Raw genomic sequence first — 22230 nt, forward strand, 5'->3', positions numbered from 1 at the left:
ATTGATCTGATAGGGGGAATTGAACATAATGACACATTGGCATATTACTTCATGGGTCGTTGCGCTTATCCTGGTGTTTGTCAGCTACGGGCTGTATGGCTCCGGAAAAGCGAAGGGCGCAAAAATAACGCATATGATTCTGCGCTTATTCTACATTATTATTATTCTGACCGGCGCTGAACTGTTTGTCCGTTTTGCGAATTGGAACGGAGAATACGCCGGAAAAATGCTGCTCGGCATCATTACCATCGGACTGATGGAAATGCTCGTCATCCGCAAGAAAAAAGGCAAATCGACCGGAGGACTGTGGATCGGTTTTATTATCGTGCTCATCCTGACGGTGCTTCTCGGCCTTCACTTGCCGATCGGCTTCCACATATTTTAATCAATCGCTTGAAAACCCGGATGCAATCCGGGTTTTTTTATTTATGCATACATTCTGCGCACTGTGCCGCTGAATGAGAAATGCCGTGACAGGGGATGTTGATGAGGCGAAGGAGATGTGCAGGATGCCAAAAGCGTCAATCACTCTTGTGACCCAAAAGCTCATACGCCGGGCGTCAATCAGCGTGAAAAACAAAGCTAAATACATCAGGCGGCACCTCTTTAAAAGGCACCGCCTGTTTTTTACGCTGTTCCGCCGTGTTTGGCCGCTGAATACATAATGGAGCGCCGCCCGTCAGATGCCGTCCATTCAAATCTGTCATGCTTACCCGGGCTGCCGCGGTGATGCTGCAGGGCGCATTGGGCGTCATCTGCCGAAAAGTGATAAAACGAGACCCCTTCACCGGAAAACAGCGTCTGATTGTAGGAAAATACGCAATCATATACAGACAGGCCGAACCCGTGCAGATGGCTGAGAAACAGCAGAAACGTTTCATCGTCCAGCGAATCGAGCAAGGTTAACAGCGGCCGTTTGACTGCCTTCTCATACCGGATCTCTTCTCCGCCGAACAGGGCAACCGTGTCTGCGCCGATTTCGGCTGAAGCGCCGTGAATCCGGGCCGGCTGCCATCTGCCGTCACGTTTCATCAAGACGGCTGCGTTTCCTAGACTGTCTGCCAGCAGGATATCACCCTCATCGTTTTCGACGAGACAGATGCCGTCTTCTATTATCAGAGTGCCGCGCCCCCATTTGTTTTTTTCTGAGAAAAGCTGTTTTCGTTTCATATCCGTGCCGGTCTCCTTTGTTTGTTTCTTCTCTTCCGTTCTTTCCAAATCAGGCTTGTCTCATACAACTCTTAGTGGGACAAATCAACTATCTGCGTTTCTTTGCATAAACTGGGTAAAGTGCTGATAGAAACGAATTTGATACCGACAGAAACGGGATTGGAGCTGATATCACATGTGTGGAATTGCGGGTTGGGTCGATTTTCAAAAGCAGCTCGTCCAAGAGAAACATATTATGAACAATATGATAGACACTCTTTCAAAACGAGGGCCTGATGATTCAAACGTCTGGGGAGAGCCCCATGTTTTATTCGGACATAAACGACTTTCGGTCGTTGATATTGAAGGCGGCCGCCAGCCGATGGGCTGCACGCATCAAGGGGAAACGTACACCATCATTTATAATGGCGAGCTGTATAATACGGAAGAATTGAGGAGGGAGCTGCAGGCGAGGGGCCACCGTTTTGAGCGGACCTCTGATACAGAAGTGCTGCTGCACAGCTATATTGAGTGGCGGGAGGAGTGCGTTGACCGCTTAAACGGTATTTACGCTTTTGCCATCTGGGATGAAAAACGGGAGCGGCTGTTTGGGGCAAGAGACCGGCTCGGCGTCAAACCGTTTTTTTATAAAGAACACGGCTCTTCCTTTCTGTTTGGATCGGAATTGAAGGCCATCCTTGCCCATCCGGATGTGAAAGCCCGCACAGACAGCAGCGGACTTGCGGAAGTTTTCGGGCTTGGGCCGTCCAGAACACCGGGCTGCGGGGTATTTAAAGGAATTCACGAAGTGCGTCCTGCTCATGCGTTCACTTTTTCAAAGGACGGTTTGTCCATATGGCGTTATTGGAATGTAAAAAGCGAAAAGCATACAGACAGCTTCGATGACACCGCAGCTCACATTCGGTACTTATTTCAGGATGCAGTAACGCGCCAGCTCGTATCTGACGTGCCGGTTTGCACGTTTTTGTCCGGGGGGCTTGATTCGAGCGCAATTACCGCGATAGCCGCCGCTCATTTTGAGAAAGAAGGCAGAGATCCCCTCCATACTTATTCCATTGATTATGAGGAGAACGACAAATTCTTTAAAGCGAGTTCATTTCAGCCGAATGATGACGGCCCGTGGATCGATAAAATGACAGCTGCATTCGGCACACAGCACCATAAGTGTGTGATTACGCAGGATGAGCTTGTTGAACATCTGGAGGAATCCGTTCTCGTCAGAGACCTGCCGGGCATGGCGGATGTTGATTCCTCGCTGCTGTGGTTCTGCCGTGAAATTAAAAAAGATTTTGTCGTGAGTCTTTCCGGGGAATGCGCGGACGAAATTTTCGGCGGATATCCATGGTTTCACACCGCCGCGGAAGAAGACGGATTTCCTTGGATGAGATCCACTGAGGAGAGAATCACCCTCTTGGACGAAAAATGGCAAAAACGGCTGAACCTAAGAGAATACGTGAATGCGAGATATGAAGAAACCATTGCGGAAACGCCGCTGTTAGACGGTGAGACGGGAATAGACAAAGCGAGACGGCAGCTTTTCTACTTAAATATGCTTTGGTTTATGACAAATCTGCTCGACCGCAAAGACCGCATGAGCATGGGAGCAAGTCTGGAAGTGCGCGTGCCGTTCGCCGATCACAGACTTGTAGAATACGTCTGGAACATCCCTTGGGAAATGAAAATGCACGGCAACAGGGAAAAAGGCATTTTGCGGAAGGCGCTTGAAGGGCTGCTTCCGGAAGAGGTTCTGTACCGTAAAAAAAGCCCTTATCCGAAAACCCATCATCCGAAATACACGCAAGGGGTCACAGAGTGGCTGAAAACGATTTTGCAGCATAAAGATTCCGTGCTTCACACCCTGCTGGACAGAAAGAAGCTGGAAATGCTGCTGGAGACAGAGGGTTCGTCTTTTCAGGTTCCGTGGTTCGGCCAGCTGATGAAAGGCCCGCAGCTGATCGCCCATCTTGCCCAGATCCATACATGGTTTGAGGCGTACCGTATCGATATAGAAGAATAACAGTGCCGCGACCGGTTTCCGCTGAGGATATCGGTCTTTTTATTGTGAAACATATGGTACACTAAAAAACAGAGGAGTGATATCATGACCGAATACGAAACATGCGCGCAGCTTGCCGAGGCGCACTTTCCTTTATATAAACGGATTTTTTCATCTCTGCCGCCAAAAAACAGACGGGCCGCGTGGGCGGTGCTGGCTTTGTTTCATGAAGCTGAGCAGCTTGCGGATGTCCGGGAGTTTGAGGGATTTGAACAGGCAGCACAAGACTTTATGAACGGGACAGGCGCCGACGGCTTTTTGTGGAAAGCGCTCGCCGATGTGAGGCAGCAATTTGCGCTCGAAGAAGAACCGTTACGTGAGTTTATCGCCGGCCAAAGGTCTGACAGAGAAAAAGAGACCTGCCAAGAGTTTGATGACCTGCTGATGTACGCGGGCCAAACAGGCGGAGCCCTCGGCCTGCTTCTGCTGCCGGTTTGCGCTCGCCGAAATCAAGAGAAACTCCGCCATGCAGCCGTTTCATTAGGAGCTGCCATTCAGCTGAGCCGGGTTCTCACCGGGGTCTGTGCGGATGAGCGGATGAAAAAGCGCCTTCCGCGTCAGGTGATGGCGCAATTCGGCTATACGGAAGAAGAGCTGGAGAACCGCACGATCAACAAAGCTTTTGTGAATGTATGGGAGTATATCGCATTCGAAGCCGATGCGTATTTTGAGGAGGCGTCTGAAGAGCTGGAGCTGTTTCCGTTATACTCAAGGCCCGCCGTTACCGGTTTGCTGACTCATTACCGGTCAGAGCTCGAAGGCATGAGAAAACGGCTTTCTCAAGCATAAAAAAAACGCCCCGGCTCCATAATGAAGCTTCGGGGCGTTTATGCAATCCCTTTTTGAATCCAAATCCGTGACCGCCATCTTCTGTACATGAGAATGCCTCTGACCCATTCATCCGCGATAAATGAAATCCAAATCCCCATAAGCCCCAATCCGAAATGGATGCCGAACAGGTAAGCGAGAGGCAGACCGATGCCCCACATGGAAATCATCGCCATATAGACGGGGAATTTTGCATCTCCGGCAGCCCGGAGCGAGTTGATGATAATGACATTAAATGAACGGCCGGGCTCAAGAATGATCGTCATGGCAATCAGCATGCTCGCCGTCGCAATAATATCAGGGCTGCTTGTGAAAATTCCGATCAGCTGCTTTGAAAACAAGGTCATGATAACCGATGTCATTGCGGCAATGCCAAGCGCCCAGTACAGGCTTTTCATACAGCGGTCATAAGCGTCGTCAAACTGTTTGGCGCCGATGTACCTGCTGATCAAAATCTGAGTGCCTTGGCTGATCGCCGTTCCGAACAGCAGGATAAACATGGTGATGTTTTGTGTATATACCTTTGTTGTAAGCGCCTGGGCGCCCATAATGGCGATAAAATAAGTGACAACCATTTGTGAAATGTTATAAGACAGCTGTTCACCTGCAGACGGAATCCCGATTTTCAGGAGTTTCCGCAAGTGCTCTTTATGAACGTGAAAGATCTTTTTCCATGTAAGACCGAGTCCGATACGTTTTTTGACGATCACAACCATAGCGATCAGTCCGATGATCCGCGCGATGGACGTTGACATCGCAACTCCGGCGACGCCCAGCACCGGCAGGCCGAGCGGCCCGAAAATGACAAGAAAGTTTCCGGCAATATTTAATATATTCATCCCAATCGTAACGAACATCGTATCTTTCGTATGGCCGTAGCTTTTTAAAATGGCGCTGAACGTCATAATCAGTGCCTGAATAAATGACAGCCCGCCGACCACTTGCAAAAAGACTTTGGCATCCGGCATCAATTCATCGGAAAGACCCATGACATGAAGCAGCGGAACGGCCGCGAAAAACACGGCGGCGCTGATGGCGAGACTGATGACGAAGTTCGCTCCTATCGATACATAAGCCACTTCCTGCGCTTCTTTTTTCTGTTTAGAGCCTAAAAACTGCGAAATTACAATTGTTGTACCCGTTGCGATAAAGCTGAACATCACGATAATTAAATTTAAGATCTGATTGCTGACGCCCACGGCCGCCACACTGTTGTCAGAGTATTGGCTAAGCATAAGAGTGTCGGCGTTTCCCATAAACATATATAATGAAACCTCAATAAAAATCGGCCAAGTCAGCGCGTATAATGAGAGTTTGTGATCAGAAGATTGTTTGAATGCAGCCCGTTTTAAAATCGCTTGTTTCATTTCTTTTAACCCCTTTCCTGACAAAATCAACGTTTAACAGTGTACCTCCATTTTCTTATAATAAAAAGGGAGAGAAACGAAACTTCTTGCAAAAATCCGACTTAAAAAGGAGGGCCGAAAATATGACCTTTCTCGAGTTCACTGTCCCTCCGTTCCCGGTCTTTATCGCTGCGGGAGAAGGGGTGTTCAAAAAAGGCGAAACCCATGTGAGACGGGTCTTCCCGGTGTTTGATCTGCTGTATGTGAAAGAAGGAGTCCTTCACATTACAGAAAGCGAAAACGCCTTTTCCGTTGAAGCCGGAGAATATATTCTGCTCTCTCCCGGCCTTGAACATTACGGAACAAAAGGCAGTGAAGAAACGACCTCCTATTCGTGGCTTCATTTTGAGGGAGCGGATTATGAGGTGGCGGAAACAGCCGGTAACAACTGGGCGGAGCTGAGGCGGAAAAAAGGCAGTTTTGAAGAGCCGGCCCGCTACCGCCTGTCCTTGCCGCAAAAAGGAAAAGTGAGGCGCCCGCAGTTTATGGCCGGGCAATTCAGTGTCCTGACAGATGACAGCGCTGAGAACTCCGACCTGCCGCTGAGAAAGCAAATTTTGTTTGAGGAGCTGCTGCTTCACCTTCAAAAGGAAGCGTTCCAAATACCGTCCGCACAGGAAAGAGTCGCATGGGAGGCCGCCCGGTACCTTCAGGAGCACTATCAGGAGAAAACAACCATCAAAGCGCTCTCTTCGGCTCTTCATTACAATCAAGACTATGTGACCCGCTGTATGCAGCAGGTGCTCGGCGTCACGCCCGGCCAGTATATGAACAAAGTCAGAATGACGGAGGCGAAGCGTCTTTTGTCCGCAACCAATGACAAAATGGGGGCAATCGCGGACGCCATCGGCATGGAGGACCCGACCTACTTTTCTAAACTGTTTAAACAGATTGAAGGCATTTCGCCGCTTGAATACCGCAAATTCGTAAGCCGGAAAACGGACTGACCTAAAACCAGAGAACAGAAGAGGGATCAGCAAGCATGAAGATGCCACGATTAACTTAGAAATCGGGATCGTAGCCACGGAATCTTTTAAAACCGGAAGGCCTGTAAAGCTTACCCCAGGCGCTTCCAGCTATGCCTTATGATAGATTCGAAGTAAAAAAGCAAAGGCTCAGCTGGCCTTTGCTTTTTTATGATTCGTATGAAAAAAAAATGTAGTCAGTCGGCACGCCTTTATACCCCATTTGATGAAGCATCGCCGTTATATTGCCGCGATGGTATGTGCCATGATTCACAACATGGCGGATCACATCGGCATATGTCGTCTGGAGCGATCCCAGACGCGGATGGGAAATGGAGATCGGACTTTCCGGGTTCTCCAATTTTCTTAAAAATTCATTGTATTCTTTGTCCAGCTCAGTCATTCTATGTTCAATCGCCGCAAAATCTCCGCCGAGCTTTTCAAATTGGTCAAATTGCGAGACGATTTGTTCGTAAGTTTCTCCGTAAAGCACGTGAAGCCAGATGAAATCAGCCCGGTATATATGCACAAGCACGGCGTTCACAGTCGGAAAAACACTTTGCAGTTTCTGCTGTATGCTTGCCGCAGGCACGGTCTTCAGATGCTGGATGACTTCCTTATTCGCCCATCTGTGATAGTGATAAAGCTTTACAATGTCTGACACTCCAATTCCCCCTTTTCCTTTCGATACATTCAACATGGCTTGGGAGAATTCCTTTTATCTGAGTAAAAGCGACGCAAAATAAAAAGCCGCACCCCACATCACCAATGCCGAGCAGCCGGCCTCCTGTATACGCCGTTTCGTTTGATAAAAGGTCACGTCACAATGGCCCCGAGCGCTTCTGCGAATGTAACGGCATGCGCCGGAGAGATTCGGCATCCTTTCAGCTTCTCAAGTGAGACATGCAGGTGATCAAATGTGCACGTGCTGATATCCATGTTAAAAAGGGACGTGCCGATGAAGTTTGCGCCGTTCAGATCACATGCCTCAAGATCTGTGTGTTCAAGCGCGGCATCATTCCACTCGCTTTCTGTAAGAGTGCACGTGTCGAACCGGACATGCTTCATATTGGAATAGCTGAAGGAACTGTAATTTGCGAGGCAGTCTTCAAACCGTACGTTGCGCATGGCAGCATCTGCCAGATTCAAGCCGAGAAGTTTTGAATACTGAAAGACCGTTCTATGGATGATGCTTCCGCTGAAATCTGCGTTTGAAACATCACATTTTTCAAACAAGACATCCGTACATTCCATATGTCTGAAAGAGACATCTGTAAAAACGGTATTTCTGAAAATGACTTTTTCGGCGCGCAGGCCGTGCAGTTTGCCGCTTATGATGCCGTTTTCAATGACGGCTTCTTTGATCTGATCGTCTTGAAGCGCTTCAGCGAAAGAAAGCACCGGCAGCTCTTTCGGGATTTTCGGTTTTTGGATCGTATTCATATCATACTCCCTTTTCATAAAAAATAGCTGATCAGCAGTTGACAGATATCGTTTCATACCCGGTGTCCTTGCCGAATTGCATGTTGCTTTATGAACAAAGGGTAATAAAAAAGCGGAGAGGCGTCAATACGGAAGCTGATGAAAAAGCCCTCAGAGGATGCTTCTCTGGGGGCTTTTTCTGTTTCAGGAGAGTTCTTTATACATGATCACATGGGGGCCGATGCCGGGTATGTCAAAGGGGCCGCCGGTGCTTTGCCAGCCGAGCTTTTCGTAATACAAGCGCCGCCCCCATTCCGGCCAGTTTCCGTTCTGCATAAGCGATTAACGTGCTTCGCGCTTTTTGCGTCCGATATTCCTCATGCGCCGCCATGCCGCGCGGTACGCCGTGTCTTCTGCTGTGATAAAAAGCCGCCTGTCACATCAGGCGGCTTCTTGATTATCAATGCAAATATACATCGGCCCGTTTTTCATCCTTTTGCTTAATATAAGCAGCAAGCTCTGACGTCAAATCAGAACGGAGAAACGGGGTGATTAAATAAATTCCGTTGAACAGTTCGCACGCCGTGTCAAGAAGCGACTTGGCGATGGCGAGGCCCTCGGCTTTCTGCTTCCGCTTGTCTTCGCCGGCGAGCGCCATTTTTTCGCGGATGCTGTCAGACAGCTTAATGCCCGGGATTTCATGATGAATGAACTCTGCATTGCGGCTGCTCGTTAACGGCATGATTCCGATATACACCGGTGTTTTGAGATGTTTTGTTTCATGATGAATGTCAATGAGCTGCTGCTCTGAGTAGACAGGCTGAGACACGAAGTAGTCAGCGCCGCACTCGATTTTTTTCTCCAGCCGTTTTACGGCCTTATCCAAATGACGGACATTCGGGTTAAACGCCCCGGCTACGGAAAAGTTTGTTTTCTTGCCGAGCGGTTTCCCAGATAAAGAAATGCCCTCGTTGAATTGTTTAATCAGCCTGATCAAGTCAAAGGATGTTAAATCATAGACGGAGGTAGCCCCCGGAAAGTCGCCGATTTTTGAAGGATCGCCGGTGATGGCTAAAATGTCGGTAAGCCCGAGCGTATCCAGCCCCATTAAATGTGACTGAAGGCCGATGATGTTGCGGTCTCTGCATGTAATATGGACGAGAGAACGGATATCAAGGCGCTCTTTCAGCAATGAACCGCAGGCGGCATTGCTGATTCTCGGTGTCGCCAATGAATTGTCGGCGAGCGTCAGCGCTTCTATGCCGGTTTCCTTTAATTCAGCCGCCGCTTGCAGAAATTTGTCAAAATTCAATTTTTTCGGCGGGTCAAGCTCTACGATAATTGACCGTTTTTGCGCGGCGATTTCGTTTAAACCCGGCTCGGTCCGTTCATCCCGGACGGAGATGACTTCTTCTTCCCGTCTGATTTTCACTTCTTTATCAGTGACCGGTGAAAGTCCGCGAACCGCTTCAGCCATGGCTCTGATATGGTTGGGCGTCGTGCCGCAGCAGCCGCCGATAATGCGAGCGCCCTGAGTGCGGAATTGTACGGCGCTTTCCCGGAAATAGGCATCGTCCGTATCATAAACAAGCCGGCCTTCTTCTAAGGACGGAAGGCTGCTGTTCGGATAGACCGATAAATAAGCGTCACGGAAAATCGGCACTTCGGTGAGTGCTTCAATCATATGGTACGGGCCGAGCCGGCAATTGATTCCCGTTATATCAGCGCCGAGATCGGCAATTGACCTGAGAGCTTCCCGAAGCGGCGTTCCGTCCTGAAGCACGCCCTGTTCGTGCATGGATACGTTCAGCATGATCGGAAGTTCCGTTTCTTTTCTGGCGATCTTCAGCACTTCGCGCGCCTCTTCTAAATCATAGTATGTTTCCAAAAGCAGGCCGTCCGGCTCTTCGTGCAGCAATAAATAAAGCTGCTCCCGAAAGCTGCGTTTAATCTCTTCAAGGCTGTAGGCGTTTTTGTTAAAGGTGCGGATGCCGCCCATCGTTCCCAATACATAAGCGCCGTCTGAGGAAGCGCGCGCGATTCTGACCGCCTCCTGATTGATTTTTTTCGTTTCATCCTCAAGGCCGTATCTGGAGAGCTTAATAAAATTCGCGCCGTACGTGTTCGTCTGGATGATATCTGCACCGGCTTCCACGTATGCCTTATGTATCCGCTTGATCTCATCGGGCTTAGATACATTCAGTTCCTCAAAACATCTGTCAATGCCGTAGGAGTAGAGGAGAGTGCCCATCGCGCCGTCTCCGATTAAAATCCGTTCTTCTAAGTCTTGTAATAGTCCCATTGTTTGCCTCCTTCATCACATTCAGCAAGGAAAAAAGAGAAATAAAAAAAGTCTTCTTAAGAAGAAGACTTTGTAATCATTTGTCTCTCTTCTTATCTTCCAAGCTGTTTTTAGCTTGCTGGATTTAGCACCTTGGTCATGGTTTGGGTAAACCACTACACCGGTTGCTGAAGCGTCGTCGGGCCAGTCCCTCGGCTTCTCTTGATAAGAACGTTCATGTAATTGTCATGGGTTTCCAAAACTTAACTGTGAAAATCCCTTTCTCCAAATTTACCGAAAATAGAGACAATAATCAATAGGAATCACATAATTTATCTGAAATTAATAAATTGAACGTCAATCGGCAGGTCTGCTCCGCGGACGGCTGCAATAATCTGCTGCAGATCATCTTTATTTTTTCCGGTGACGCGCACTTGGTCGTCCTGAATCTGCGACTTAACCTTCAAGCCGGAGTTTTTAATCACCGCGTTGATTTTTTTTGCGTTGTCTTTATCAATGCCCTGTACAAGCTTCGCGCGCTGGCGCACCGTGCCTCCCGATGCATTTTCGATTTTGCCGTATTCAATGTTTTTCGTCGGCACATCCCGTTTAATCAGCTTGCCGCTCAGCACATCCTTGAGCTGATTCAATTTAAACTCATCATCAGAAATCAGAACGAGTTCTTCCTTTTCTAAAGTTACATCGCTTTTAGATCCTTTAAAGTCATAGCGCGTGCCGATTTCTTTCAGCGTCATCTGAATCGCATTCTGCACTTCAGGAAATTCAACTTTGGATACAATATCAAAAGAACTTTCTTTTGCCATGAGAAAACCTCCTATAACATTTCACTTATGTGTTGATTATAGTAGAATAAAGAGAAATGTCCAACAGCACAAAGCATGAATTTGTGCGAATTGGAAAAAATGAGAAAAACATCAGCCTCTGACGGGCGAAGCAGGAAGGACGATAACATGAAACCAGGGCAGCAGCTCACGCTTAGTATAGATCACCAGACCGATTTCGGTTATTTTTTAACGGACGGCGAGGATACGGTTCTTTTACATAACAGTGAAATCACGGAGGATATCGAAGACAGAGATGAAGTGGACGTATTTATTTACGTCGACCATCAGGAAAGACTCGCGGCGACAATGAAAAAGCCGCTCATCAGCTTTTATGATTACGGATGGGTGGAAGTGACGGACGCAGTGGAAGATATGGGCGTATTCGTCGACGTCGGTCTGTCGAAAGACGCGCTTGTCGCAACGGAGCATCTTCCTCCGTACAAATCCGTCTGGCCGCAAAAAGGCGACAGACTGTATTGCATGCTGAAGGTGACAAGCCGCGGACGCATGTTTGCCAAGCCGGCGCCTGAGGATATCATCAGTGAATTATTTACGGACGCAGAGGAAGACGTCATGAATAAAGACTTGACAGGCACGGTGTACAGACTGATCGCATCTGGCTCTTTTCTGATTACAGATGAAGGCATCCGCGCGTTTATTCACCCTTCAGAAAGAAAAGATGAGCCGAGACTCGGCAGCCGCGTGACAGGGCGTGTCATCGAGGTGAAGGAAGACGGCTCCGTCAACATGTCGCTGCTGCCGAGAAAGCAGGACGCGCTTTCGGTTGACGCAGAAGAGATTCTGACCTATCTGAGATCAAGAAACGGCGCAATGCCTTACGGAGACAAAAGCCATCCTGACGATATCCGCGAACGGTTTCATTTAAGCAAAGCCGCCTTTAAGCGGGCGCTCGGGCACCTGATGAAAAACGGCAAAGTGTATCAGGAAAACGGCTGGACATACGAAAAACAATAAATGTTCTGCAAAAACATCGGTGAACAAAAACCGATGTTTTTTATTTCCTCAAAATCCGCTATATTCTGCATTTTATTTATCAGGTCCGCCGGTTTACTATGTAACGGGCGCACTTATGGCCGTACAGAAAAAACAGCCCTCTTTTTCCAAGGTAAGAGGGCTGTTTTGCATTTACAGATGATCCGGTTTTTTTGAATTCTGGTTTTTTCCCGCCTGCCGGTTTTTTTCGGCAAGCCGGTTCTTTTTTTGATTTAAGGCGTTATTATCCAGCGGTTTTTTGTCATCATCTTTCATGCGGCAAAGCCTCCCTTCTTTACGATAGGATGCCCGCCGGCATTGGAAATTATGGCTTCAGGAAAAAAATCGCGAGCGTTCCCGGCCCGGAGTGGGCGCCGATGGCGGAACCGATTGAATGAAGAATGATCTCTTTCGGACCGAACGCATCTTCAATCATCTCTTTCATGCGAAGCGCCGTCTCTTCATTGTCGGCATAGCTGATTCCGACCGTTTGATCCGGCCAATCGCCGCCTTCTTCCTTCATCATTTCTAAAATCCGTTTAAACAGTTTCTTCTGTCCGCGCAATTTTTCGAGCGGCACGAGTCTGCCGTCAGCCACATGCAGGATCGGTTTGATGTTCAAAAGCCCGCCGACAAAAGCGGACGTTTTTGAAATCCTGCCGCCCCGCGCGAGATAAGCGACATCATCGACCGTAAATATATGTTTCATCCGTGCGCAAAAGCTCTTTACAGACGTTTCGATTTCTTGTATTGTATTCCCGTTAACACAGAGTGTTTGCGCATGCATCACCGCGAGGCCGCAGCCCAATGAAGCGCATTTGGAATCTACAATCCGTAAATCAAAATCGGGAAATTCCTCTTTGATTTCATTGGCGACCATCACGGCCGTCTGATAAGTGCCGGAAAGACCTGAAGAAAAGGCAATGTAAATCGCCGGCTCTCCCAGTTCCGCGTATTGTAAAAATACTTTTTTTATCGTATCCGGTGATGCCTGGGATGTTTTCGGGACTTTCCCATCCCGCATCGCTTGAAATATATGATCCGCCTGAATGGTGACCGCGTCCTCATATTCGTTTCCGTCGAGTGTTACGTGCAGCGGAATGAACCCGATCCGGTTTTCTTCAATGTAAGATTTCGGCAGATCAGAGGCGCTGTCAGCAATAAGGTGAACTGTCATCATAATTCCCTTCTTTCCATTTGGTGAGAGTGATGCCAACTATATCATATAAATGTGGCAAAATAGTGTTCAAAACTTTGTTTTAAGGGAAAAGCTAATAATGAAAATGAGCGGAGGAGCAAGCCATGGTACTTGAACAAGTGAAAAAATTAGCAATCGTCGTCATCGGCGCGTTTCTATATGCGGCGGGGCTGAATTTATTTCTGATACCGGCGAATGTATATGCCAGCGGTTTTACCGGTGTCGCCCAGCTGCTGTCAAGCGTCGTTGATCAATACGCCCCTTTTTATATTTCGACAGGAGTTCTCATGTTCCTCTTAAACATTCCCATCGGTGTGTTAGGGTGGCTGAAAGTCGGCAGATCATTCACCGTATACAGCATATTAAGTGTAGCGCTGACGTCCGTCTTTATGGGAATTCTCCCGGAAATGAGACTGTCGCACGATATTCTCCTGAATACCGTATTCGGAGGAGTCATCTCAGCCATCGGCATCGGTTTAACGCTGAAATTCGGCGCGTCTACAGGGGGTCTTGATATCGTGTCGATGGTGCTGGCCAAATGGAAGGATAAACCGGTCGGCACGTATTTCTTCATTTTGAACGGGATTATCATTTTGACGGCAGGATTATTGCAAGGATGGGAGAAAGCATTATATACCCTTGTCGCTCTTTATGTCACAACAAGGGTGATTGACGCCATTCATACCCGCCACATGAAACTGACCGCTATGATCGTTACGAAAAAAGCCGATGAAATCAAAGAAGCGATTTACGGAAAAATGGTCCGCGGCATTACGACGGTGCCGGCAAAAGGCGCTTACACAAACGAACAGAAAGAAATGATGATCATCGTCATCACGCGGTACGAATTGTATGATCTTGAGAAAATCGTGAAAGAGGTCGACCCGAAAGCCTTCACAAACATCGTGCAAACGACGGGGATCTTTGGTTTCTTCAGAAAAGACTGATAGGAGCGGATAGAATGAAGTGGCTGTTTGGCCTGTTATTACCGGTCATTTTACTGATCGGGTGCAGCAGTCAATCCGGGCAGAAGGAGCCCGCTGAGGAGGTATCCGGAGAGATGAATGAACAGCAAGCGGAATTAGCCGTAAATCCTGTGCAGATGGATCAGCAGATCGAATTTCAAATGTCTTTAAAAAACAAAAGCGAAAGTCCGATCGATTTCACATTCAGCTCAGGGCAGAAATTTGAATTGACCGTACATGATCAACAGAACAAAGAACTGTACCGCTATTCAAAAGACAGAATGTTTACCCAGGCGTTTCAGACCATGACCTTAATGCCGAATGAAACGTATGACTTTTCAGATGTGTGGAAAAACGCGTCCGGACCGGGGACATACACGGTCACCGTGACGTTTTTAGGAAAGTCCGATCAGATCGGAAAAAGACTGAAAACGGTAAAAACATTTGAAGTAAAATAAAAAAGCGGCGCCCTCGTCCAGACGGGGCGCCTTTTTTTATTGCAATTTCTCCAGCTGATCCTGAAATTGGTGCAGCTGCTGACGTTCTGCATCCGTCGAATTGGCGTACGCGGAAGACACGGCATTTTTGGCGCGTGAGACAGCTTTTTCCCGGTCGCCGTCTTCGAAACCATTAGCAATCATGACAGCCTGCTGGACAAATGACTTGGCTTGAGAGAACAGTTCGTTTCTCATTAAAAGTCAACCTGTCTTTCGGCTGCGTCTTTTGCTGCATCATGCTGTGCTTCCTCTAATGTAGACCGATATGGAAATCTTGCGTCATGAAGACTGACAGAGTCCTTGCCTTGCTGAATAAACCGTTTTGATTTGTTTCGTTTACCCATTGCAATGTCCCCCTTCCATATTTAGACGAGATGAGTCGTCTGTTTTAGTATGGGCGGAAGGCTTCGGGTTATGAGCGGGAAAATCTCATAGGGAGAAATAGGATTTTAAAAACCTGGCGATTCCGTTCGCTTCATTTGAACCCGTGACGCGGTCAGCAGCCTGTTTGACTTCATCCGTGCCGTTTCCCATCGCGACGCCGCACCCGGCGAACCGGAGCATTTCAAGATCGTTGTCTTCGTCGCCGAACGCGATGATCCGTTCTCTCGGCACTTGGTAATAGTCGCTGATTTTCTTCAATCCGACCGCTTTATTCATCCCGTGTTTAATAATTTCAATCACATGCCACGGAGCTGCCCATCTTCTGTGGTCAATGACCTCGGCGTGCACATCGGATAAATGAGCGCGTATGTCCGCTACGTCCTCTTCCTTCGCGTGAATCAATACGGACGTCACATCCTCTTTGACCGTTTCACGCAGATCACCGAACGTGACATTCGCCGTGTTCATATGAAACGCCTCGATTAAATGCTCATCATGATAATGAAAATACACATCATCAATGACCTCAGCGAGCACATTATGTATTTGATAGGTTTCTGTAAGTTCGGCAAGCTGTCTGACCACATCGACAGATAAAGACGTATGGTAGCGTCCCCATGACTCGTCTTTCGGATGGTGGACAAACGCCCCGTTAAAATTGACAATCGGTGTTGTCAGCCCAAGCTCGTCATAATACATTGAACTGGAACGGAAAGGGCGGCCGGTTGAGATGCAGACATGATGGCCCGCTTCTTTCAGCGTCTGAATCGTCCGTGCCGTTTCAGGGGAAATGGTTTTATCATCTTTTAATAAAGTTCCATCCAGATCTAAGGCGATGAGATAAGGTTTTGTCTCCATAAATAACTCCTTTTGTCATATGATTTGCTGTTTTTATCTTATGTACAGTGTAGCTTTTTACCATCTTTATTGTCTACATGTTACACTTATGATTATGGTTATCCTAAGGAGGGAGTCAACGTGATTCTTATTGATCATCAAACCGTATCAGGCATTCCGTTTTTACATATTGTAAAAGAAGAAAATCGGGACCGTCCCGCTCCCCTTGTTTTCTTTATTCACGGTTTTACAAGCGCGAAGGAACATAATCTTCATTTCGCTTACCTGCTTGCTGAAAAGGGCTTCAGAGCCGTGCTGCCGGAAGCTCTTTACCACGGTGAACGCGCTGAACAGCTGTCAGCGGAAGAGCTCGCTGTCCATTTTTGGGACATTGTATTAAATGAAATCGAGGAGCTTGACGTGCTGAAAAAGGATTTTGAAACGCGCGGTCTGATTGAAGACGGGCGGATCGGTCTTGCGGGCACGTCAATGGGCGGGATAACGACATTCGGCGCGATGGCTGCGTATGATTGGGTCAAAGCAGGGGTCAGTCTGATGGGAAGCCCGAACTACACGGCATTTTTTCAGCAGCAGATTGACCACATTCAAAAGCAGAATATCGACATTGACGTCACAAAAGAACAGGTCGATGAACTGTTTGCGCGGCTCAAACAGTTCGATCTCAGTCTGGAACCGGAAAAACTCCGCAGCCGCCCGCTGCTGTTCTGGCACGGCGTTCAAGACAAAGTCGTTCCGTATGCACCGACCCGCGGCTTTTATGAAACGATTAAACCTCATTACAGCAGCCGGCCTGACCATCTTCAGTTTCTGAAAGACGAACGGGCTGATCATAAAGTCCCGAGATACGCCGTTTTAGAAACAGTCGCCTGGTTCGATAAGCATTTATAAAGCACAAAGGTGTTAACAAAAGCCGTTTTTACGTTATACTGAGGAAAAAGGAGTGATGGAACGTGGAAGAAGCATTAAAAGAAAACATCATGGGCGCCTTGGAGCAGGTCGTTGACCCTGAGCTCGGCGTCGATATCGTCAACCTCGGCCTCGTATACGACGTCGATATGGATGACGACGGCCTGACGCACGTTACAATGACACTGACATCAATGGGGTGCCCGCTCGCTCCGATCATCGTCGACGAGGTGAAAAAAGCGCTCGCTGACATTCCGGATGTAAAAGAGACGGAGGTTCACATCGTCTGGAATCCGCCGTGGACGAGAGACAAAATGTCACGCTACGCGAAAATCGCATTAGGGATTCAGTAATAAGAAAATGCACCCCGGATTTTAGGTACACCCTAAAGTTTGGAGGTGCTTTTCTTTTGTCTGCATAAAACCTTTATATATAAAACGTCATATGGGGTTTATCTTTTTTGTAATAAGACAATCTGTCTTGGAGTGTGCCTGTATGGAATTCAAATTTATGTCCATCGGGATCAGTAAAATAAATTGATTTTTGATCCTGCTGATCTCTGGGCCGTCCGTTTAATATATTTACATTTAGATTTTCCAGCCTTTGTTGTATTGCATCAAAATCGCTTGGATCAATTGAAAAAGCCGTATGTGTGTAGGATTTATGTATTTCATTTCTTGGAATATCTTCTTCTAAGTTCAGCGCAAGCCAAAGCCCATTCAGATCAAAATATGCTGTTTTTTGCCCTTTAACCAGGAGTTGTGCATGAAATACTTTTTCATAAAATTCTATGGATTTTTCCAAATTTGAAACAGAAAAAAGAAGATGATTGATTCCTTTTATGTTCACGTTCCCACCTCATTTAACATGTTTATAATATATAAAGATGATATACCAAAAATTTTCGGCTGGCCATAGCAGGCCGGCGTGCGGAAAAAAGGGCAAATCACTAAAAAACTCCGAGTGTTCCAGCATTCGGGGTTTTTTTTCGGTATCGGGATAAAAAGGAAAAAAGAGGGCGGAAGTCGTGATATAATAGACCGGCTGCACGCGAGGGAGGAACATATGAAGAAAAAAATACTTCTCATTATCCTTAGCATCCTTGTTTATACGGCGCTGTTCGCTGTTTCTGTCTTCCACAAAGAGCGGCATCAGCAGGCGGAAACAATGACGGATGTCAGCCGTCTCATGCCGGTGAAAATTAAGCAGACGGTCAAAGGAAAAGAGAAAGAAACATTGGTCGAAACGATTAAGGAAGCAAAGAGAAAGCATCTGAAGATTTCGATCGCAGGCGCCCAGCACTCAATGGGCGGCCAGACGTATTATGAAGACGGTATCGTTCTCGACATGACGGGATACAACAAAATACTCGGTCTCGACCGAAAGAAAAAAATCATCAGAGTGCAGGCGGGGGCCACGTGGAATGATATTCAGCGGTATGTCAATCCGTACGGGCTCGCGGTAAAGGTCATGCAGTCGCAAAACATTTTTACGATCGGCGGCTCACTGAGCGCCAACGCTCACGGCCGGGATATCCGGTACGGCTCGCTGATTGATACGGTTAAATCGTTTCATCTTTTAAAGGCGGACGGCAAAATCGTTACGGTCACCCCGAAAGATGACCTGTTTTCAGCCGTCATCGGCGGGTACGGCCTGTTCGGTGTGATTCTTGACGCAGATATTGAGCTGACAGATGATGAGCTATACGAAATGAAAACGAAACGCATGAACGCTGATACATACAGTCGATATTTTACCCGGCATGTACAGCACAATCCTGCCGTGCGCATGCATCTTGCGCGGATTGCTACAGGGGATAAAGGCTTTTTGCGCGATATGTATGTGACTGATTACACGCTCTCAGACAATCAGAATGAATTAAAGCAGCACAATGACCTGAAAGAAGATGAGCATCCGGGGCTGACGAAATTCGCGCTCGGCCTCTCCCGCCGGTATGACTGGGGAAGAAATTGGCTCTGGTCGGCCCAGCAGTCTTATTTTCTCAGCCAAAACGGCGTGAAAATCTCCAGGAATAATGTCATGAGGTCAGAGTCGAAATTTTTGGAATATGAAAACACGGACAACACCGACGTGCTTCAGGAATACTTCGTGCCTGTCGGCGAATTTGCGCCGTACATTCATGATTTGCGCACGGCGCTGTCACACGAAGATCTCAATCTCGTAAATATTACGATCCGCTACGTGCAAAAAAATGAAAAAGCCGACCTATCATATGCAAAGGATGATATGTTTTCGCTCGTTCTATTAATCAATGAAGGATTTTCAAAAGACAGCCAGGCGAGTGCGGCGCGGATCGTCAGAAAAATGACGGACACGGCATTGCGCCACGGCGGCAGCTATTATCTGCCGTATATGCTGTACCAAACGAAAGAGCAGATGCGCGAGGCGTATCCGAAGACCGACATGTTCTTTCAGAAAAAGCGCAAGTATGATCCGGATGACTTGTTTATGAATTATTTTTATCAGAGGTACAAATCATGAAACACAATCATTTAAAATGGCTGATCCTGTCTCAGAGCAGTGTCTTTTTTGCCGGCAGCCTGATCTTTCCTTTTTATATTTTATTTATTAAAAACATCGGTTCCAGCTACACGCAATTCGGTCTCTCATACGGCTTGTTCGGCCTGAGCGGCGCTTTGATCCATCCGCTGCTCGGCCGGCTGTCGGCAAGACTTGATCCCCGCTGGTTCCTTATGGCGAATTCGTGGGGCATGGCGGTGCTTCTCCTGACGCTCCCGCACATCACCGGCGTGCACCAGGTTTATGTTGTACAGGTGCTTTTGGGCCTGTTCGGCGCCATGCAAAAACACGGCGAAAAAATAGTGATCGCCGATTACACCGACGGCGGGGAGCGGGGGAAAAAAGTCGGCAGCTACCATTTTTGGACGGCCGTATTTTCTGCTGCCGCCATCATTCTGGGCGGCTTTCTCGCTGACTTCTTTACGGTTCACATTATTTTTTACGCAAGCTCTGTGCTGTTTTTTATAAGCGGGCTGATGATGCTGAAGAAAACAGGCTGATTGAATCAGCCTGTTTTTTTGTCGGCAAAAACAGATGGAAAATGAATAAAAAATATTAAATATACAATTGAATTAATTTTTATTCATGTTATAATGTTAAATAATTTCACAAAAACCAAGAAGGTGAACCCGTTGAAAATTGGTATTATAGGCGCAACTGGCTATGGAGGCGCCGAACTTGTCAGGATTCTTAACCATCACCCTTATACAGATAATTGTATATTATATTCATCGAGCGATGAAGGAAAGGCATATGATGCTTCATATCCGCATTTGAGAAATATAGCGCCGCAATCACTTCAGCCGCTTCATATAGAAACGATTCGCAACGAAATTGATGTGATGTTCATAGCCGCGCCGCCCGGCGTTTCCGGGGAGTGGTCGCCGAAGCTGGCGGAGGCAGGCATTCCGGTCATTGATCTTTCCGGCGATCTGCGGATTCAAAACCCGGCCGTGTATGAAAAGTGGTATAAGCGGCAGGCCGCTCCGGAAGAAACAATTCAAAACGCGGTTTACGGTTTAGCCGAACTGCAAAAAGAAGAAATTCAGAATGCAAAGCTGATTGCCAATCCGGGGTGTTTTCCGACGGCTGTGCTTCTCGGGCTCGCTCCGCTGGCGAAAAATAAGCTTTTACAAGATTCATTTCTGATTGTTGATGCGAAGACAGGCATATCCGGCGCCGGCCGAAAAGCTTCCATGGGCACTCATTATTCTGAGCTGAATGATAATTTCAAAATTTATAAGGTTAATGAGCATCAGCACACTCCGGAAATTGAACAGCAATTGGCGGCATGGCAGCCCGGCACAGGTCCGATCACGTTTTCCGCTCATTTGGCGCCGATGACAAGAGGCATTATGGCGACGATGTATACCGACGCCCCTCCGGGAATGTCTTCTGCACAATTAAGAGAGTTTTATTCCGAATTTTACAAAGATTCATATTTTGTCAGAATCAGGCCGGAAGGTGAATTCCCGGCGACGAAAGAAGTGTACGGCAGCAACTTTTGTGACATCAGCGTCACTGTGGATGAACGAACAAACCGCGTGACCATCGTTTCTGTCATAGATAATCTGATGAAAGGCGCCGCCGGGCAGGCGGTTCAAAATTTAAATATCATGAATGGCTGGCAGGAAGAAACGGGACTTATGATGACGCCAGTCTATCCATAGAACGAAAGAGGGATTCAAAAATATGATTCAGCTGAGTGAGAAAATCACGAAAATCAAAGGCGGCGTATCTTCGCCGAAAGGGTTTGAGGCAAAGGGCGTCCACTGCGGGCTGCGGTATTCAAAAAAAGATCTCGGGGCGATTATCAGCGAGACGCCTGCAGTCAGTGCAGCGGTATATACGCAGAGCCATTTTCAGGCAGCACCCTTGAAAGTGACGCAAGAGAGCTTGAAAAAAGAGGCCGTGCTTCAGGCTGTTATTGTCAACAGCGCGATTGCCAACGCCTGTACGGGAGACCAAGGTTTAAAGGACGCTTATGAAATGCGGGACGGATTCGCAAGCCAGCTCGGGATCGAGCCGGAGCTTGTTGCGGTTTCATCAACCGGGGTGATCGGCGAGCTGTTAGACATGGATAAAATTCAGGCGGGCATTGAGCAGCTCGGTCAGGCGCCTGCAGTGTCCGGAGCTTTTGAAGAAGCCATTTTGACGACGGATACAGTGACGAAACAGACGTGTTATAAACTGGTGATCGGCGGAGACATCATCACGATCGGCGGAGCGGCGAAAGGCTCCGGCATGATCCACCCCAACATGGCGACAATGCTCGGCTTTGTCACAACGGATGCGGCCGTGGAAGAACAGGCGCTCAAAAACGCGCTCAGAGAGATCACGGATGTTTCATTTAACCAAATTACCGTTGACGGAGAAACATCGACGAATGACATGGTGCTCGTGATGGCGAATGGCTGCGCCGGGAATGATTGCCTGACGGAGCAGCATTCCGACTGGCCGGCTTTTAAAAAAGGGCTGAAGCTTGTATGCGAAGACCTTGCCAAAGATATTGCCAGAGACGGTGAAGGAGCGACGAAATTAATTGAAGCCAAAGTCGAAGGCGCGAAAAATAATCTTGAAGCGAATATCATCGCCAAAAAAATCGTCGGTTCAAGCCTTGTGAAAACCGCCGTTTACGGCACTGATGCCAACTGGGGTCGCATCGTCGGCGCAATCGGTCACAGTGCGGCAAGCGTAACGGCCGAACAAGTGGAAGTTTTCCTCGGCGGTCAGTGTCTGTTTAAACACAACGAACCTCAGCCGTTTTCAGAGACTGACGCCAAGGAGTACTTATCAGGTGATGAAATTACGATCGCAGTCCGCCTGCAAGAAGGCGCCGGCAGCGGCCGGGCATGGGGCTGTGATTTAACCTATGACTATATCAAAATCAATGCGAGCTATCGCACATAACAAAG

General features: G+C 47.8%; 25 protein-coding genes, 1 pseudogene and 1 riboswitch. Of the genes and pseudogenes, 13 read left to right on the forward strand and 13 right to left on the reverse strand.

Annotated features, from left to right (window positions below; all coding sequences use genetic code 11):
* The first annotated feature begins 28 nt into the window (after nucleotides 1-28).
* Nucleotides 29-385 carry a YisL family protein gene (locus tag AD710_RS13250; protein WP_045925301.1) on the forward strand — a complete coding sequence of 119 codons (357 nt, stop codon included), beginning with the start codon at nucleotides 29-31 and terminating at the stop codon, nucleotides 383-385.
* A 242-nt stretch (nucleotides 386-627) separates the two neighbouring features.
* Here the strand turns inward: AD710_RS13250 and AD710_RS13260 are convergent, their stop codons facing one another.
* A complete protein-coding gene (locus AD710_RS13260) occupies nucleotides 628-1170 on the reverse strand; it encodes a DUF2777 family protein (protein WP_049628815.1) in 543 nt (180 codons plus the stop codon).
* A gap of 175 nt (nucleotides 1171-1345) precedes the next feature.
* Between AD710_RS13260 and asnB the strand changes: the two genes are divergently transcribed.
* Entirely contained in the window at nucleotides 1346-3187 is a 1842-nt protein-coding gene (asnB, locus tag AD710_RS13265; RefSeq protein ID WP_049628237.1) for an asparagine synthase (glutamine-hydrolyzing), read from the forward strand.
* Nucleotides 3188-3271: 84 nt separating this feature from the next.
* On the forward strand, nucleotides 3272-4015 hold the full coding sequence (locus tag AD710_RS13270) for a squalene/phytoene synthase family protein (RefSeq protein WP_049628238.1): 744 nt from the start codon (nucleotides 3272-3274) through the stop codon (nucleotides 4013-4015).
* Nucleotides 4016-4053: 38 nt separating this feature from the next.
* Here the strand turns inward: AD710_RS13270 and AD710_RS13275 are convergent, their stop codons facing one another.
* Nucleotides 4054-5421, reverse strand: a complete 1368-nt coding sequence (locus tag AD710_RS13275) for an MATE family efflux transporter (RefSeq protein WP_049628816.1) — start codon at nucleotides 5419-5421, stop codon at nucleotides 4054-4056.
* 122 nt (nucleotides 5422-5543) lie between these two features.
* Between AD710_RS13275 and AD710_RS13280 the strand changes: the two genes are divergently transcribed.
* The gene (locus AD710_RS13280) at nucleotides 5544-6407 is read left to right on the forward strand and encodes an AraC family transcriptional regulator (protein WP_049628239.1); all 864 of its coding nucleotides are present in this window, start codon (nucleotides 5544-5546) and stop codon (nucleotides 6405-6407) included.
* Between the two features lie 187 nt (nucleotides 6408-6594).
* Here the strand turns inward: AD710_RS13280 and AD710_RS13285 are convergent, their stop codons facing one another.
* From AD710_RS13285 to AD710_RS13305, 5 genes and pseudogenes are all read right to left on the reverse strand, one after another.
* Nucleotides 6595-7089, reverse strand: coding sequence for a DinB family protein (locus tag AD710_RS13285; RefSeq protein ID WP_049628240.1), 495 nt, complete (start codon nucleotides 7087-7089; stop codon nucleotides 6595-6597).
* 152 nt (nucleotides 7090-7241) lie between these two features.
* Complete coding sequence (locus AD710_RS13290) at nucleotides 7242-7868, reverse strand: pentapeptide repeat-containing protein (RefSeq protein WP_049628817.1); 627 nt, start codon at nucleotides 7866-7868, stop codon at nucleotides 7242-7244.
* A gap of 183 nt (nucleotides 7869-8051) precedes the next feature.
* A pseudogene (locus tag AD710_RS20085) lies at nucleotides 8052-8244 on the reverse strand (GNAT family N-acetyltransferase); the annotation flags it as partial.
* 63 nt (nucleotides 8245-8307) lie between these two features.
* A complete protein-coding gene (locus AD710_RS13300) occupies nucleotides 8308-10149 on the reverse strand; it encodes a bifunctional homocysteine S-methyltransferase/methylenetetrahydrofolate reductase (RefSeq protein WP_016938271.1) in 1842 nt (613 codons plus the stop codon).
* A gap of 89 nt (nucleotides 10150-10238) precedes the next feature.
* A riboswitch (SAM riboswitch) is annotated at nucleotides 10239-10360 on the reverse strand.
* Nucleotides 10361-10460: 100 nt separating this feature from the next.
* Nucleotides 10461-10952 (reverse strand): YajQ family cyclic di-GMP-binding protein, encoded by a 492-nt coding sequence (locus tag AD710_RS13305; RefSeq protein ID WP_012117263.1) that lies wholly within the window; start codon nucleotides 10950-10952, stop codon nucleotides 10461-10463.
* Between the two features lie 99 nt (nucleotides 10953-11051).
* Here AD710_RS13305 and AD710_RS13310 point away from each other — a divergent pair, with 99 nt between their 5' ends.
* On the forward strand, nucleotides 11052-11948 hold the full coding sequence (locus AD710_RS13310; RefSeq protein ID WP_176465387.1) for a CvfB family protein: 897 nt from the start codon (nucleotides 11052-11054) through the stop codon (nucleotides 11946-11948).
* 171 nt (nucleotides 11949-12119) lie between these two features.
* On the opposite strand, the gene AD710_RS19605 is transcribed toward AD710_RS13310, so the two are convergent.
* Nucleotides 12120-12242, reverse strand: coding sequence for a hypothetical protein (locus tag AD710_RS19605; RefSeq protein WP_016938268.1), 123 nt, complete (start codon nucleotides 12240-12242; stop codon nucleotides 12120-12122).
* Between the two features lie 49 nt (nucleotides 12243-12291).
* Nucleotides 12292-13143, reverse strand: a complete 852-nt coding sequence (locus AD710_RS13315) for a DegV family protein (protein WP_047477747.1) — start codon at nucleotides 13141-13143, stop codon at nucleotides 12292-12294.
* Nucleotides 13144-13268: 125 nt separating this feature from the next.
* Here AD710_RS13315 and AD710_RS13320 point away from each other — a divergent pair, with 125 nt between their 5' ends.
* Entirely contained in the window at nucleotides 13269-14111 is an 843-nt protein-coding gene (locus tag AD710_RS13320; RefSeq protein ID WP_003155101.1) for a YitT family protein, read from the forward strand.
* 14 nt (nucleotides 14112-14125) lie between these two features.
* Nucleotides 14126-14587: a BsuPI-related putative proteinase inhibitor gene (locus tag AD710_RS13325; protein ID WP_049628241.1), complete on the forward strand. Its 462-nt coding sequence runs from the start codon at nucleotides 14126-14128 to the stop codon at nucleotides 14585-14587.
* A 36-nt stretch (nucleotides 14588-14623) separates the two neighbouring features.
* Here AD710_RS13325 and AD710_RS13330 read toward each other — a convergent pair whose 3' ends face one another.
* The 3 genes from AD710_RS13330 to AD710_RS13335 all read right to left on the reverse strand — a co-directional run bounded on the left by AD710_RS13330 (nucleotide 14624) and on the right by AD710_RS13335 (nucleotide 15868).
* Nucleotides 14624-14821: a DUF3813 domain-containing protein gene (locus AD710_RS13330; RefSeq protein WP_013351795.1), complete on the reverse strand. Its 198-nt coding sequence runs from the start codon at nucleotides 14819-14821 to the stop codon at nucleotides 14624-14626.
* Complete coding sequence (locus AD710_RS19870; RefSeq protein WP_016938265.1) at nucleotides 14821-14970, reverse strand: hypothetical protein; 150 nt, start codon at nucleotides 14968-14970, stop codon at nucleotides 14821-14823. Before AD710_RS19870 ends, AD710_RS13330 begins: the two co-directional genes overlap by 1 nt.
* Nucleotides 14971-15055: 85 nt before the next feature.
* Nucleotides 15056-15868 (reverse strand): Cof-type HAD-IIB family hydrolase, encoded by an 813-nt coding sequence (locus AD710_RS13335; protein ID WP_049628242.1) that lies wholly within the window; start codon nucleotides 15866-15868, stop codon nucleotides 15056-15058.
* Between the two features lie 120 nt (nucleotides 15869-15988).
* Here AD710_RS13335 and AD710_RS13340 point away from each other — a divergent pair, with 120 nt between their 5' ends.
* Both AD710_RS13340 and AD710_RS13345 read left to right on the forward strand, forming a co-directional pair.
* Nucleotides 15989-16756, forward strand: coding sequence for a prolyl oligopeptidase family serine peptidase (locus AD710_RS13340; RefSeq protein WP_049628243.1), 768 nt, complete (start codon nucleotides 15989-15991; stop codon nucleotides 16754-16756).
* Nucleotides 16757-16818: 62 nt separating this feature from the next.
* Nucleotides 16819-17127, forward strand: a complete 309-nt coding sequence (locus AD710_RS13345; protein WP_003155088.1) for a metal-sulfur cluster assembly factor — start codon at nucleotides 16819-16821, stop codon at nucleotides 17125-17127.
* A gap of 73 nt (nucleotides 17128-17200) precedes the next feature.
* Here AD710_RS13345 and fosM read toward each other — a convergent pair whose 3' ends face one another.
* Entirely contained in the window at nucleotides 17201-17623 is a 423-nt protein-coding gene (fosM, locus tag AD710_RS13350; RefSeq protein WP_049628244.1) for a FosM family fosfomycin resistance protein, read from the reverse strand.
* Between the two features lie 216 nt (nucleotides 17624-17839).
* Here fosM and AD710_RS13355 point away from each other — a divergent pair, with 216 nt between their 5' ends.
* The 4 genes from AD710_RS13355 (at nucleotide 17840) to argJ (ending at nucleotide 22225) form a co-directional block, all read left to right on the forward strand.
* The gene (locus AD710_RS13355; RefSeq protein WP_049628818.1) at nucleotides 17840-19276 is read left to right on the forward strand and encodes an FAD-binding oxidoreductase; all 1437 of its coding nucleotides are present in this window, start codon (nucleotides 17840-17842) and stop codon (nucleotides 19274-19276) included.
* Nucleotides 19273-19815: an MFS transporter gene (locus AD710_RS13360; RefSeq protein WP_016938260.1), complete on the forward strand. Its 543-nt coding sequence runs from the start codon at nucleotides 19273-19275 to the stop codon at nucleotides 19813-19815. Before AD710_RS13355 ends, AD710_RS13360 begins: the two co-directional genes overlap by 4 nt.
* Before the next feature lie 132 nt (nucleotides 19816-19947).
* A complete protein-coding gene (argC, locus tag AD710_RS13365; RefSeq protein WP_049628245.1) occupies nucleotides 19948-20985 on the forward strand; it encodes an N-acetyl-gamma-glutamyl-phosphate reductase in 1038 nt (345 codons plus the stop codon).
* 22 nt (nucleotides 20986-21007) lie between these two features.
* A complete protein-coding gene (gene argJ / locus AD710_RS13370) occupies nucleotides 21008-22225 on the forward strand; it encodes a bifunctional ornithine acetyltransferase/N-acetylglutamate synthase (RefSeq protein ID WP_049628246.1) in 1218 nt (405 codons plus the stop codon).
* Nucleotides 22226-22230: the final 5 nt, after the last annotated feature.

The sequence above is a fragment of the Bacillus sp. JFL15 genome, assembly GCF_001184225.1.
Taxonomy (GTDB): Bacteria; Bacillota; Bacilli; order Bacillales; family Bacillaceae; genus Bacillus; species Bacillus siamensis.

Coding starts and splice junctions, on each gene's coding strand:
- AD710_RS13250 (WP_045925301.1), top strand. CDS start 29: ATGACACATTGGCATATTACTTCATGGGTCGTTGCGCTTATCCTGGTG.
- AD710_RS13260 (WP_049628815.1), bottom strand. CDS start 1,170: ATGAAACGAAAACAGCTTTTCTCAGAAAAAAACAAATGGGGGCGCGGC.
- asnB (WP_049628237.1), top strand. CDS start 1,346: ATGTGTGGAATTGCGGGTTGGGTCGATTTTCAAAAGCAGCTCGTCCAA.
- AD710_RS13270 (WP_049628238.1), top strand. CDS start 3,272: ATGACCGAATACGAAACATGCGCGCAGCTTGCCGAGGCGCACTTTCCT.
- AD710_RS13275 (WP_049628816.1), bottom strand. CDS start 5,421: ATGAAACAAGCGATTTTAAAACGGGCTGCATTCAAACAATCTTCTGAT.
- AD710_RS13280 (WP_049628239.1), top strand. CDS start 5,544: ATGACCTTTCTCGAGTTCACTGTCCCTCCGTTCCCGGTCTTTATCGCT.
- AD710_RS13290 (WP_049628817.1), bottom strand. CDS start 7,868: ATGAATACGATCCAAAAACCGAAAATCCCGAAAGAGCTGCCGGTGCTT.
- AD710_RS13300 (WP_016938271.1), bottom strand. CDS start 10,149: ATGGGACTATTACAAGACTTAGAAGAACGGATTTTAATCGGAGACGGC.
- AD710_RS13305 (WP_012117263.1), bottom strand. CDS start 10,952: ATGGCAAAAGAAAGTTCTTTTGATATTGTATCCAAAGTTGAATTTCCT.
- AD710_RS13310 (WP_176465387.1), top strand. CDS start 11,052: ATGAGAAAAACATCAGCCTCTGACGGGCGAAGCAGGAAGGACGATAAC.
- AD710_RS19605 (WP_016938268.1), bottom strand. CDS start 12,242: ATGAAAGATGATGACAAAAAACCGCTGGATAATAACGCCTTAAATCAA.
- AD710_RS13315 (WP_047477747.1), bottom strand. CDS start 13,143: ATGACAGTTCACCTTATTGCTGACAGCGCCTCTGATCTGCCGAAATCT.
- AD710_RS13320 (WP_003155101.1), top strand. CDS start 13,269: ATGGTACTTGAACAAGTGAAAAAATTAGCAATCGTCGTCATCGGCGCG.
- AD710_RS13325 (WP_049628241.1), top strand. CDS start 14,126: ATGAAGTGGCTGTTTGGCCTGTTATTACCGGTCATTTTACTGATCGGG.
- AD710_RS13330 (WP_013351795.1), bottom strand. CDS start 14,821: ATGAGAAACGAACTGTTCTCTCAAGCCAAGTCATTTGTCCAGCAGGCT.
- AD710_RS19870 (WP_016938265.1), bottom strand. CDS start 14,970: ATGGGTAAACGAAACAAATCAAAACGGTTTATTCAGCAAGGCAAGGAC.
- AD710_RS13335 (WP_049628242.1), bottom strand. CDS start 15,868: ATGGAGACAAAACCTTATCTCATCGCCTTAGATCTGGATGGAACTTTA.
- AD710_RS13355 (WP_049628818.1), top strand. CDS start 17,840: ATGAAGAAAAAAATACTTCTCATTATCCTTAGCATCCTTGTTTATACG.
- AD710_RS13360 (WP_016938260.1), top strand. CDS start 19,273: ATGAAACACAATCATTTAAAATGGCTGATCCTGTCTCAGAGCAGTGTC.
- argJ (WP_049628246.1), top strand. CDS start 21,008: ATGATTCAGCTGAGTGAGAAAATCACGAAAATCAAAGGCGGCGTATCT.